The sequence below is a fragment of the Roseovarius sp. genome, assembly GCF_040219995.1.
Classification (GTDB): domain Bacteria; phylum Pseudomonadota; class Alphaproteobacteria; order Rhodobacterales; family Rhodobacteraceae; genus Roseovarius.
The window spans coordinates 189,704-202,157 of record NZ_JAVJUC010000041.1; the positions used below are offsets into that span (position 1 = coordinate 189,704).

The following is a 12,454-nucleotide window of genomic DNA, read 5'->3' on the forward strand; positions in this document are numbered from 1 at the left end:
ATGGGCGATGTGCCATTACTTCAGGGAGAGATCACCATGCGCAGCCTTGCACTTGGCGCGACACTCGTCGCCACCACGACGCTGACACCGCTGGCCGCACTGGCCGAAACCGAAATCCAGTTCTGGCACGCCTTTACCGGGCGTTTGGGCGAATTGGTGGCCGAGCAGGTCGAAACGTTCAACGAAAGCCACAGCGACTATACTGTGAATGCCACCCACAAGGGCAATTATTCCGAGACCCTCAATGCCGGGATTGCCGCGTTTCGCGCGGGCGAGCAACCGCATATCCTGATGGTGTTCGAAGTGGGCACCGCGACCATGATGGGTGCCAAGGGCGCGATCAGGCCGGTCCACGAGGTGATGGCAGGGGACGAGTTCGACCCCGACGCCTATATCGGCGCGGTCAAGGGTTATTACACCACCACCGACGGGCAGATGCTGTCGCTGCCGTTCAACTCCTCCACCCCGGTGCTGTGGGTCAACCGCGACGCGCTTGAGGGGGCGGGCATCGACCCTGATACCGATCTGAGCACCTGGCAGAATGTCGATGCGGTTCTGGATCAACTGGCCGAGGCAGGCCACGACTGCCCGCTCACGACCGCCTGGCAGAGCTGGATTCACCTCGAGAATCTCTCGGCCTATCACGACGTACCATTTGCCACGAAAGACAACGGCTTTGCCGGGCTCGATACCGAGCTGGCCTTCAATGGGCCAGTGCAGGTGAAGCATATCGCGCAGATGGGCGAATGGGCCGATGAGGGCAAGTTCATCTATGCTGGTCGCCGCAACGAGGGCGGGGCCAATTTCCGCGCCGGCGAATGCGCGCTCTTCACCGAAAGCTCCGCCGGTTACGCGGGCATCAAGGCCGAGGCGCAGTTCGATTTCGACGTGCGCCAACTGCCCTATTGGGATGGTGTCGAGGGTGCGCCGCAGAACACCATCATCGGCGGCGCGTCGCTCTGGGTGATGGAGGGGCATGAGCCTGCCGAATACGAGGCGGCGGGGGCGTTTCTCAATTTCCTGTCGTCACCCGAGATCCAGGCCAAATGGCATCAGAACACGGGCTATTTGCCGATCACCAAAGCGGCCGGCGAATTGACCCGCGAGCAGGGCTTCTATGAGGAGAACCCCGGCACCGAGGTGGCTGTAGAACAGATGACCGCCAACGCGCCCACGGCCAATTCCAAGGGCCTGCGGCTTGGCTCCTTCGATCAGATCAGGGGCATCATCGACGAGGAATTGGAGGCGGTCTGGTCCGGGGACAAGGACGCGCAGGCGGCGCTTGATTCGGCGGTTGAACGCGGCAATCAACTGCTGCGCCGCTTCGAGCGCGCCAGCAACTAAAGGCAGAAAAGGGGGCGGGTGACCGCCCCTTTACTCCCACATGGAAAAGCGCGTCACCTTCAAGGGCTGGCTTCTGCCGCTCTGCCTGATCGCGCCGCAGGTGTTCATCTCTGCGGTGTTCTTTTTCTATCCCGCCGGTCAGGCGGTGTGGCAGTCGCTATTCATCCCCGATCCGTTCGGCCTGTCGTCGGAATTCGTCGGGCTGGAAAATTTCGAATATCTGCTCGGCGATCCCTATTACCGCTCCTCCTTCATCACCACCGCGATCTTTTCCACGCTGGTGACACTCGCGGCGATGATCCCGGCTCTGTTTTTGGCGGTGATGGCCGACCGGCTGGTAAAATCGGCGGGCGTCTACCGGACCCTGCTGATCTGGCCCTATGCGGTGGCCCCGGCGGTGGCAGGTGTTCTGTGGCTCTTCATGTTCAACACGCGGGTGGGGGTGGTGGCGTGGTATCTGGGGCAGTTGGGCTATGACTGGAACCATGTCCTCAATGAGGGCGAGGCGATGGGATTGGTCGTCGTCGCCTCCGCCTGGGGGCGGATCAGCTACAACTTCCTGTTTTTCTTCGCCGCGTTGCAGGCCGTCCCCCGGTCGATCATCGAGGCGGCGGCGATCGACGGCGCGCGGTTCTGGCGGCGGTTCTTTACCATCGTGCTTCCCCTCCTGTCGCCGACCACCTTCTTCCTGCTGGTGGTCAACATCGTCTACGCCTTCTTCGAGACCTTCGGCGTCATCCACACCATCACCTCCGGCGGGCCGCAACAGGCCACGACGATCCTCGTCTACAAGGTGTTTTCTGACGGGTTCGTGGGGCAGGATCTGGGATCATCAGCAGCGCAATCGGTTATCCTGCTGATCGTCGTGGGGCTGCTCACGGTGCTGCAATTCAAGTATATCGAAAAGCGGGTGCATTACTGATGGCAACCGAGATTACAGGCATGGTCGAAAAGCGCGGGATGGGCCTGTGGCTGACGCATCTGGCGATGATTGCGGGCGTGCTGGTGATCTTTTTCCCGATCTGGCTGGCCTTCGTCGCCTCGACCGTTTCCCAGCCCGAGATCGTACAGCCGCCGATGCCGGTCTGGCCCGGCGACAGGTTCATCGAGAATTACACCGCCGCGCTCGTCTCGGGCGTCAACGTGCCGGTGGCGGTCATGCTGGGCAACTCGTTGATCATGGCGGTGGGGATCGCGGTGGGCAAGATCATCATCTCGCTCCTGTCGGCCTTTGCCATCGTCTATTTCCGCTTTCCGGCGCGCAACCTGTTCTTCTGGCTGATCTTTCTGACGCTGATGCTGCCCGTGGAGGTGCGAATCGTGCCCACCTATGAGGTGATCGCGGGCTTCGGCATGCTCAACAGCTATTCAGGCCTGATCTTTCCGCTGATCGCCTCGGCCACGGCCACCTTCCTCTTCCGGCAGTTCTTCCTCACCGTGCCGGACGAATTGGCCGAGGCGGCGCGCGTGGACGGCGCGCGCCCGATGCGGTTTTTCTGGGATATCCTCTTGCCGATGAGCCGGACAAACATCGCGGCCCTCTTTGTGATCCTGTTCATCTATGGCTGGAATCAATACCTCTGGCCGCTCCTGATCACCACGGACCCGTCGATGAACACCATCGTCATGGGCATCAAGCAGATGTTCCCGTCGGGCGATGACGTGGCCGACTGGCCGGTGATCATGGCCACCTCGATCCTTGCAATGATCCCGCCGGTGGTGGTGGTCATCTCGATGCAGAAACTCTTTATCCGCGGCCTTGTGGACAGCGAGAAATAGGCGACATGGCAACCGTAACGCTCGACAATATCAAGAAACGCTTTGGCCCGACCGAGGTGATCAAGGGCGTGAGCGTCGATGTGGCGGATGGCGAGTTTATCGTCATCGTTGGCCCCTCGGGCTGCGGCAAATCCACCCTCTTGCGCATGGTGGCGGGGCTGGAGACGATCACCGAGGGCGAATTGCGCATCGGCGGCACCCGCGCCAATGACCTTGAGCCGATGGACCGCGACATTGCCATGGTGTTCCAGAACTACGCGCTCTACCCGCATATGAGCGTGGCGCAGAACATGGGCTACGGCCTGCGGATCGCCGGGCTGCCCAAGGCGGAAATCGCGGCCAAGGTGCAGGGCGCGGCGGAGTTGTTGCAACTGACCGAACTGCTTGACCGCAAGCCGAAACAGCTTTCGGGCGGGCAGCGGCAGCGCGTCGCCATGGGCCGCGCCATCGTGCGCGCGCCCAAGGTGTTCCTGTTTGACGAGCCGTTGTCGAACCTCGATGCCAAACTCCGGGTGCAGATGCGGCTGGAAATCCGGGAGTTGCAGGCGAAGCTGGGGATCACCGCGCTCTACGTGACACACGATCAGGTCGAGGCGATGACCATGGCCGACCGGATGATCGTGATGAACGAAGGGATCGCCGAACAGATCGGCACGCCGCTCGATGTCTATGAACGCCCCGCGAGCCTATTCGCAGCGCAGTTCATCGGCAGTCCGTCGATGAACGTGGTCCGGGCCGAGGGGCGCGACGGTGCGCTGCATGTGGGGGATATGGTTCTGCCCAACCCGACCGGAACGCATGGCCCCGTCATGCTCGGGCTGCGCCCCGAGCATCTGGTGCCCGATCCCGACGGCCCGATCACCATGCAGGTGCAACTGGCCGAGCCGTTGGGCGCCAACACGCTCTTACATGGAAAATTGCCGGACGGGTCGGCGTTCACCGCCAGCCTTTCAGGCGTGCACAGCGTGGGCCATGGCGGCGAGGCGCTGCGCCTGTCGGTGGCGGCAGAGCACATGCACCTGTTCGATGCGATGAGCGGGGCGCGGATGGACGGCGATTGAGGCAGAGGCCAGGATAGTTTGAAGCTTTCTTGAGCGGACTTTTTTCAGAATCCCGTCGCTCGATACCCGCTGCAGGCCACTCCTGACCAACTATATCAGCCCCAACGAACCCCCTAGCTAATCAGCCGCTTCAGCCAACCTTTTTTCTCGGCCTCGGGTTCCGGGTCGTCCTCGGACGGGCCTTCGATCACCTCTTCCAGCTGGGTGAAGAACTGATCCGCCATCCGCTTGGCAAAGCCATCCACGATGCGGCTGCCAAGCTGTGCCAGCTTGCCGCCGACATTGGCCTCCACGTCATAGCTCAGCCGGGTGCCGTCCTCGATCTCTTCCAGCCGGACATCGGCAGAGCCCTTGGCATAGCCAGCCGCCCCGCCCTTGCCCTCGCCGGTCAGGGTCAGGCTTTCGAGTTCGACCATGTTCGACACGGTCACGCCGCCCTTGAACGTGGCCTTCACCGGCCCGACCTTCTGCGTCACCGTCGCCTCGAACCCCTCTTGGGGCGTGCCGGTCACTTCCTGCGCGCCCGGCACGCATTCCTTGAGCACCTCGGGGCTGAGCAGCGCCGCCCAGACGGTGGCGCGGTCGGCCTTGATATCACGCGTGTCGCTCATCTTCATCTGGCTGTCCCTCCCTGTTCCTTGCGCAAAGCCTAGCCCAGCCCCGCGGCCCAGCCAAGAGAGCAGAAAGTCGGCACCGGTCACATCCTTGGCATGGCGCGCGGGTGCGGCCATAGTGCCGGTCAAGGATCGGGGAGGGACCGAATGCTGACAGGGCTGCGCGTGGTGGAATTCGAGGGGCTGGGGCCTGCGCCCTTTGCGGCGATGATGCTGGCCGAGATGGGTGCGGAGGTGGTGGTGATCCACCGCCCCGGTGCCGCCAACCCGGTGGCGGGGGATCGCAACCTGCTTGACCGGGGCAAGCGGTCGATCGTGCTTGACCTCAAGGAGACCGCCGATATTGCCGTGGCCCGTGCGCTGGTTGGCCGCAGTGATGCGCTGATCGAGGGGCTGCGCCCCGGCGTGATGGAGCGGCTGGGGCTGGGGCCCGATGAGATGCGCGCCGCCAATCCGCGCCTCGTTTATGGGCGGATGACCGGCTGGGGGCAGGATGGGCCGCGCGCCCGGCAGGCCGGGCATGACCTCAATTACATCGCGACCTCGGGTGCGCTCTGGTATGCGGGCGCGCCGGACACGCCGCCACTGACACCGCCGACGATGCTGGGCGATGTGGGGGGCGGCGCGCTCTATCTCGTGGCCGGGATTCTGGCAGGGCTGGTGCAGGCGGCCCGCACCGGGCAGGGCACGGTGGTGGATGCCGCCATCGTCGACGGTTCGGCGCATATGATGGCGTTGCTGATGTCGATGGGGCCGTCGGGTAATCTGTCGATGGTGCGTGGTCAGAGCCTTCTGGACGGCCCGCATTGGAGCCGGGTCTATGCCTGCGGCTGTGGTGGCTGGTTGTCGGTGCAATGTCTGGAGCCGCAGTTCTACGCCACGTTTCTGGAGTTGATAGGGCTTGGTAATGATCCGCGCTTCGCCGCGCAGCACGACCCTGCGCAATGGCCTGCGCAGACCGGGGCGCTGGCCGCGATCATCGCCGAGTACCCGCTTGCGCATTGGGCAGAGGTCTTTGCCGGGTCCGATGCCTGCGTGGCCCCGGTGCTGCGTCCCGATGCAGCCGCAGCCGACCCGCATATGGTGGCGCGCGGGGTCTGGCAGAGTGAAGGCGATACTCTGGCGCCTGCGCCCGCTCCCCGCTTTGACGGGGTGGTGTCTCAGGTCCCGAATCCGCCTGCACGCGGTGCGGATAGCGCGGCGATCCGGGCGGAACTTGGAATGTGAGGGTGGGTCGGTTTTGGCCTTTTGCGGACCTTGGACACCTCCAGAAGGTGCCGCGTGATCGCGGGGCCGGGGACTGGCGATGCAACGCTCGTGGCGGGTACTTTATCTCAGCCAAGTCATTCTAAACTCGACACGTTGCGCCACCCCTCAAATCGCCAGGCCGCGGGACGGCCCGGCGATCGCGCGGCACCTTCGGTGCGTTTCGCGCGGGCAGGATTTAACGGTAGCAACAGGCCCAAACTCCCCGCCGCTCAATCCACCCGCCGCACCAGAAGCTGATTGCCCGGCCCCGATTGGGTTTCAAACACCTTCAATTCCTTGATCAGGTCGCTCAGTTTCTTCTTGCCGTAGCTGCGGGTGTCGAAATCCGGCTTGTCAGCCTGAATCTGCTGGCCGATGCGCCCCAGCGGATACCATTCGTCGTCGCTGTCGATCTTCTCCATCGCCTCGAAGATCAGCCGCCGCGCATCGGCGATATGCTGGCTGTCGAGTTTGGTTTTGGGGGCGGTGCGGGGCGCGTCGGTCACATCTTCATAGATGTTCTCGATCGCCACGAAGCGGTTGCAGGCGTTCTTGAGCGCGTCCGGGGCCTTGGCCTCGCCGATGCCGATCACCGTGAGCCCCTGTTCGCGGATGCGGCTGGCCAGCCGGGTGAAATCGCTATCCGAGGAGACCAGCACGAAGCCGTCGAAATGGCCCGCATGCAGGATATCCATCGCGTCGATCACCAGCCCGATATCGCTGGCGTTCTTGCCCTTGGTGTTGGCGGTCTGCTGGTGCTGGACAAGGCCGAGATTCTGCGCCGTCCGCGTCCAGCCCGAAAGCTGCTGGCTCGACCAGTCGCCATAGACCCGGCGTAGCCCCGGCTCGCCGTAGGTGGTGACCTCGCGCAGGATCGCATCGGCATATTTCGCCGGCACGTTATCGGCGTCGATCAGAACGGCGAGGAGTTGGGTATCGCGGTTGGGCATGAAGAGGCTCCTTTGCCCCTTCATGCCCGATCCTGCGGCGGGGCGAAAGCGATTAGGCGTCTTCGCCGATCTTGTCCTGCGTGCTGGTCTCGAAATCTTCGGCCGAGTGTCGCTCGTGCAGTTGCATATGCGGCTCGCCGAAGCTGCGGTTGACCATGCGGCCACGCTGGACAGCGGCGCGCGCGTCAATCTTTTCCGCCCAGGCCGTGACATGCTTGTAGCTGGCAACGTCGAGGAAGGTGCCCGCGCTATAGAGCCGCCCGAGGCACAATTGCCCATACCAAGGCCAGATCGCGATATCGGCGATGGTATAATCATCGCCTGCGATATAGGGGCGCTCGGCCAGTTGCCGGTCGAGCACGTCAAGCTGGCGCTTGGCCTCCATTGCGAAACGGTCGATGGGATATTGCCATTTCTCGGGCGCGTAGGCGTAGACATGGCCGAACCCGCCGCCCAGATAGGGCGCGCTGCCCATCTGCCACATCAGCCAGTTGATGACCTCGGTGCGCGCGGGGCCAGAGGCGGGCAGGAACGCGCCGAATTTCTCCGCGAGGTGCATCAGGATCGAGCCGCTCTCGAACACGCGAAGGGGTGTGTCGCCAGTATGGTCGACCAGCGCGGGGATCTTGGAATTGGGGTTGATCTCGACAAATCCGCTGCCGAACTGATCGCCGTCGCCGATCTTGATCATCCATGCGTCATATTCGGCCTCGTGACCGGTGGCGAGCAGTTCCTCAAGCATCACCGTCGCCTTGACGCCGTTCGGCGTGGCGAGCGAATAAAGCTGAAAGGGATGCTTTCCGACTGGCAGGTCCTTGTCATTGGTGGGGCCTGCGATGGGCCGGTTGATCGAGGCGAATTGCCCGCCCGAGGCTGCCTCCCATCTCCAGACGTCGGGCGGGGTGTAACTGTCGTCACTCATGTCATGAATCCTCTACGATTGTCTGGCCGGTAAGCTAAGCCTTGCAGGCGCGCACACAAGCGGCGCGATTGCACAAAGTTGTGTGCAAATGTGCAAAGAGCCGTCAGCCCAACCGGTAGCCCGGGGTCGAGGCCGAGATCGCCTGTTCTTCCTCGTTCATATCCTCGCCGATCCCCTCGAACAGCGGCGTCGTCATGTAACGCTCGCCGGTATCTGGCAGCATGCACAGGATCACCGATCCGGGCGCGGCGGTTTCAGCGATCTGCAAAGAGATCGCAAAGGTGGCACCGCCCGAGACGCCGGTGAAGATCCCCTCTTTCGCCGCTAGATCGCGCGCCGCCTTGATGCCGTCGGGGCCGGAAACGGGGATCAGGTCGTCGTAATAGCTCTTGTCCACCGCCTCTTGCAGGACCAGCGGGATGAAATCCGGGGTCCAGCCCTGAATCGGATGTGGCTCAAACGCCGGATGGCTCACGGTGGGCTCGCCTTGCGCGTTGCGTTCCTGCGCGTGGCCGCTGCCGAGAAGGGCGGCATTGGCGGGCTCCGACAGGACGATCTTCGTCTCGGGTCGCGCCTCGCGCAGCACCCGGCCCAGCCCGGTCACGGTGCCGCCGGTACCATAGCCGGTGACCACGTAATCGAGCCTGTCGCCCTCGAAATCACCGAGAATTTCCTGCGCCGTGGTGGCGGCGTGAATGTCGGCATTGTCCTTGGTCTCGAACTGGTGGGCGAGGAACCAGCCATTCGCCTCGGCCAGTTCCTCGGCCTTCTTGTACATGCCAAAGCCTTTCTCGGCCTTGGGTGTCAGCACCACCTTGGCCCCCAGCATCCGCATCAGGCGACGGCGCTCGATGGAGAAGCTTTCGGCCATGGTCACCACCAGCGGATAGCCCTTTTGTGCACAGACCATGGCGAGGCCAATGCCGGTATTTCCGCTGGTCGCCTCGACCACCGTCTGCCCGGGCTTGAGCCGTCCGTCGCGCTCGGCCGCCTCGATGATGTTGACGGCCAGCCGGTCCTTGACCGAGGCCGCCGGGTTGAATGCCTCGGCCTTGACATAGATGGTGACGTGGTCAGGCCCGAGATTGTTGACGCGGATCACCGGCGTGTCGCCAATGGTGTCCAGAACGCTGTCAAAGCGCTTGCCGCGCCCCTTGGTGCTGCGAATGCTGCTGTCGGTCATCATGCGTCTCCCTTTCGGTTCACCCTGAAGACTATGATTTGACCGGGGCTTGGAAAAGGATCGTTCTGCAAGTTAGAGGCAGATGGGCTGAAATCAGGACAATTTTCCGGAAGGTTGCTCGATACCGGAACGAAAGCGGACGAAGTTTTCGCTTTGTCGCGCGACGGCCACCGGGTGAGGTTCAGCCGTTCTCGCGCAGGATGCCGCCCGCGAGATAGAGCGAGCCGCAAATCAGGATGCGCGCCTGCGGGTTTTCCGCGGCGACGAGCTGAACCGCCTGTAGCGCGGTCTCGGCGGTCTCGGCGCGCAGCCCCACGCTCTGCGCGGCCTCTGCGGTGGCGTTGGCGGGCAGGGTGTTGGCCTCACCCGGAATCGAGAGCGCGATAAGCCGATCCGCCTGCGCCGCCAGCGGGCCGAGATAGCCGCCGATATCCTTGGTGTTGAGCATGCCGCAGATGAGATGCGTGGGACGTTTGGGCAATCCCGCCAAATGACGCCCGAGCGCCTGCCCGGCGGCGGCATTATGCCCGCCATCGAGCCAGATTTCCGCCTCCGGCGCGGCCTCGACCAAGGGGCCGCGCACGAGCCGTTGCATGCGTGCGGGCCAATGGGCGTGGGTAACTGCCGCCTCATATCCCGCATCACCCGTCCCAAGGTGGCGCAACGCAGCGAGAGCTGCGCCCGCATTCTCGATCTGATGCGCACCGGGCAGGTTTGGCAGCGGCAGATCGCACAGCCCGGTTTCGTCCTGATAGACCAGCCGCCCGCGTTCCTCGAAGGCGTGCCAGTGCTGGCCGTGGGCCAGAAGCGGCGCACCAAGAGCCGTGGCGCGCGCCTCGATCACCGCCAGCGCGTCATCATGCTGCGGGGCGACCACGCAGGGGACACCGCGCTTGAGGATCCCGGCCTTCTCGCCCGCGATTCTGGCGAGCGTGTTGCCGAGATATTGTTCATGGTCGATGGAGACGGGGGTAATCACCGTCAGCGCGGGCCGGTCCACGACGTTGGTGGCATCGAGTCGCCCGCCAAGCCCGACCTCGAGCAGGGTGTAATCCGCAGGCGTCCGCGCCATGGCAAGGATCGCGGCACAGGTGGTGATCTCGAAATAGGTAATCGCCTCACTGCCATTGGCGGCATAGCATTCATCGAGAATGGCGGTCAGGTGATCTTCGGAAATCAGTTCTCCGACCAGCCGGATACGCTCGTGAAACCGCGCCAGATGCGGCGAGGTATAAGCGTGGCAGGTCTTGCCCGCCGCTTCGAGACCCGCGCGGATCATAGCGAGGGTCGAGCCCTTGCCATTGGTGCCCGCGATATGGATTACCGGGGGCAGGTCGTTCTGCGGATTGCCCAGGGCACCGAGCAGGCGCCAGACCCGGTCGAGCGTGAGATCGATGATCTTGGGATGCAGCGCCATCATCCGCTCAAGGATGAGGTCGGATGTGGGCGCGCTCATTCCTTGGACTCGTCCTTGGTCGGGGTCTCAGGCACGACCGGCTCGGGGGCTGCGGGCGCGGGCAGGTCGCCTTTCACGGCGGGCGGCATATCCATCAGCATGCGGGTGATGGTGATCAGCTCATCGCGCATCTGCGTGCGCGGTGTCACCCGATCCAGCATGCCGTGTTCGAGCAGGTACTCGGCCCGCTGAAAGCCCTCGGGCAGTTTCTCGCGGATGGTCTGCTCGATCACCCGCGGCCCGGCAAAGCAGATCAGCGCGCCCGGCTCGGCGATCTGCACATCGCCCAGCATCGCATAAGAGGCGGTAACGCCGCCAGTCGTGGGATGGGTCAGCACCACGATGTAAGGCAGACCCGCCTCCTTGAGCATCTGCACCGCGACGGTGGTGCGCGGCATCTGCATCAGGCTGAGAATCCCCTCCTGCATGCGTGCGCCGCCAGCGGCGGAAAACAGGATCAGCGGGCGCTTGAGCTTCACTGCCTCTTCTGCGGCGGCGATGATGGCGTTGCCGACATACATGCCCATGGAGCCTGCCATGAAACTGAAATCCTGCGCGGCGGCGACGATGGGGGTACGACCCATCTCACCGGTGGCGACCAGCATCGCCTCTTTCTCGCCGGTTTCCTTTTGCGCCGCGCGCAAACGGTCGGGATATTTCTTCTGGTCGCGGAACTGCAGGGGGTCCGGCGTGGGTGCGGGCACCTCGACCTCAGTGAAGAGCCCGCCATCGAAGAGCGCAGCGAACCTCGCGCGCGGGGTGATGCCCATATGGTGCCCGCAATTGGTGCAGACGTTGAGATTGCCCGAGAGTTCACGGTGAAACAGCATGGTCCCGCACTCGTCGCATTTGGACCAGAGGTTTTCCGGAATTTCGCGGCGCGAGAAGATCGAATTGATCCGCGGACGCACGTAATTGGTGATCCAGTTCATCGGGCGGGCCCCTGCCTTGACGTTGCGCCACCACATAAGCGGGGCGTGCGGGAAATGCAATCAGCCGCGCAGCGCAAGACGAATGGCCAGCCAGCCGCAGATCAGCACCATCAGATCAACCGGCATCATGGTCAGGATCATCGCCGTGTCATCCATCGCGAACGGATAGGCATAAAGCGCCATGCCGTCGAACTGGCCCTCGGGTGCGGCAATCAGGATGGCGCTGAAATTATTTATGAAGTGCAGGGCCGTGGCAGGTCCCAGCGTGCCGAACCGCGCTGTCAGATCCGCCGCCGCGAGGCCGAAGGCCCCCGCCCAGAGCACGACGATCCAGGCCGTGCCGCCATAGCTCATCGCGTCGAAATGCAGCAACGCGAAGGCCGCTGAGGGCAGCACCAGCCAGATGAGGGGCGAGGCAAAGCGTGCCGCAAGCTGGCTTTGCAGGTAGCCGCGAAAGATCAGTTCCTCGGCGAAGACCTGACAGAAGAGGGCAAAGAGCGCAGGCAGAAGAAACAGCATCCAAGTGCCCGCATCGAGATTGGGCAGGGGGGCGACCGCCTCGGGCATCGGGATGAGCATGACCACCGCGTAGAGCAGCAGCATCGCCGCAAGCGCCCGTCCGAATTGCCGTACCGCCAGCGGCAAGGGGCCGATCAGCGAGGCGAGGCTCCGCCGGTGGACGATCCGCACGGTCATGTCGAGGGCCACGATCAGAAAGGCGAAGGTCAGCAGGTTGATCAGCACGCCCGCCGGGGTGGTGGCGGCGCTGATCCCCGGTGACATGCGGGCCCATGCGTCCGGGCCAAAGATGATCGGCAGGATCGAGGCATAGCCGAAACTCAGTGCCAGGAAGAGCGGCACCAGAAGTGCGATCCCGCCCACGAGACGCGGCAGGGTGGCAGTGGTGCGGGCGGGGGCAACAAGCCATTCATGGGCGTCGTATCGCATAGGTGCGACGCTATCCC

General features: G+C 63.7%; 12 protein-coding genes. 5 read left to right on the forward strand and 7 right to left on the reverse strand.

The genetic code is table 11. The annotated features are described in order from the left end of the window. The first annotated feature begins 36 nt into the window (after nt 1–36). From ugpB to RID11_RS17485, 4 genes are read left to right on the forward strand one after another with little or no spacing between them, the layout of a single operon-like run. Nucleotides 37–1,344 (forward strand): sn-glycerol-3-phosphate ABC transporter substrate-binding protein UgpB, encoded by a 1,308-nt coding sequence (gene ugpB, locus RID11_RS17470; RefSeq protein ID WP_350141421.1) that lies wholly within the window; start codon nt 37–39, stop codon nt 1,342–1,344. A gap of 40 nt (nt 1,345–1,384) precedes the next feature. Further along, nucleotides 1,385–2,266: a sn-glycerol-3-phosphate ABC transporter permease UgpA gene (gene ugpA / locus RID11_RS17475; RefSeq protein ID WP_350141423.1), complete on the forward strand. Its 882-nt coding sequence runs from the start codon at nt 1,385–1,387 to the stop codon at nt 2,264–2,266. 20 nt (nt 2,267–2,286) lie between these two features. Next, complete coding sequence (gene ugpE, locus RID11_RS17480; RefSeq protein ID WP_350141599.1) at nt 2,287–3,123, forward strand: sn-glycerol-3-phosphate ABC transporter permease UgpE; 837 nt, start codon at nt 2,287–2,289, stop codon at nt 3,121–3,123. Between the two features lie 5 nt (nt 3,124–3,128). Beyond that, on the forward strand, nt 3,129–4,184 hold the full coding sequence (locus RID11_RS17485; RefSeq protein WP_350141425.1) for an ABC transporter ATP-binding protein: 1,056 nt from the start codon (nt 3,129–3,131) through the stop codon (nt 4,182–4,184). A gap of 113 nt (nt 4,185–4,297) precedes the next feature. On the opposite strand, the gene RID11_RS17490 is transcribed toward RID11_RS17485, so the two are convergent. Next, nucleotides 4,298–4,801: an SRPBCC family protein gene (locus RID11_RS17490; protein ID WP_350141600.1), complete on the reverse strand. Its 504-nt coding sequence runs from the start codon at nt 4,799–4,801 to the stop codon at nt 4,298–4,300. A gap of 144 nt (nt 4,802–4,945) precedes the next feature. On the opposite strand from RID11_RS17490, the gene RID11_RS17495 reads away from it, so the two are divergent. Continuing rightward, nucleotides 4,946–6,025: a CaiB/BaiF CoA transferase family protein gene (locus RID11_RS17495; RefSeq protein WP_350141426.1), complete on the forward strand. Its 1,080-nt coding sequence runs from the start codon at nt 4,946–4,948 to the stop codon at nt 6,023–6,025. 251 nt (nt 6,026–6,276) lie between these two features. Here RID11_RS17495 and RID11_RS17500 read toward each other — a convergent pair whose 3' ends face one another. The 6 genes from RID11_RS17500 to RID11_RS17525 all read right to left on the reverse strand — a co-directional run bounded on the left by RID11_RS17500 (nt 6,277) and on the right by RID11_RS17525 (nt 12,437). After that, a complete protein-coding gene (locus RID11_RS17500; RefSeq protein ID WP_350141428.1) occupies nt 6,277–6,996 on the reverse strand; it encodes an NYN domain-containing protein in 720 nt (239 codons plus the stop codon). A 52-nt stretch (nt 6,997–7,048) separates the two neighbouring features. Continuing rightward, nucleotides 7,049–7,918, reverse strand: a complete 870-nt coding sequence (gene yghU / locus RID11_RS17505) for a glutathione-dependent disulfide-bond oxidoreductase (protein WP_350141430.1) — start codon at nt 7,916–7,918, stop codon at nt 7,049–7,051. Nucleotides 7,919–8,021: 103 nt separating this feature from the next. After that, entirely contained in the window at nt 8,022–9,104 is a 1,083-nt protein-coding gene (locus tag RID11_RS17510) for a PLP-dependent cysteine synthase family protein (RefSeq protein WP_502949364.1), read from the reverse strand. A 178-nt stretch (nt 9,105–9,282) separates the two neighbouring features. Continuing rightward, nucleotides 9,283–10,557, reverse strand: coding sequence for a bifunctional folylpolyglutamate synthase/dihydrofolate synthase (locus RID11_RS17515; protein ID WP_350141434.1), 1,275 nt, complete (start codon nt 10,555–10,557; stop codon nt 9,283–9,285). Beyond that, on the reverse strand, nt 10,554–11,489 hold the full coding sequence (gene accD, locus RID11_RS17520) for an acetyl-CoA carboxylase, carboxyltransferase subunit beta (protein ID WP_350141436.1): 936 nt from the start codon (nt 11,487–11,489) through the stop codon (nt 10,554–10,556). Before accD ends, RID11_RS17515 begins: the two co-directional genes overlap by 4 nt. Before the next feature lie 60 nt (nt 11,490–11,549). Beyond that, nucleotides 11,550–12,437, reverse strand: a complete 888-nt coding sequence (locus RID11_RS17525) for a CPBP family intramembrane glutamic endopeptidase (RefSeq protein ID WP_350141438.1) — start codon at nt 12,435–12,437, stop codon at nt 11,550–11,552. Nucleotides 12,438–12,454: the final 17 nt, after the last annotated feature.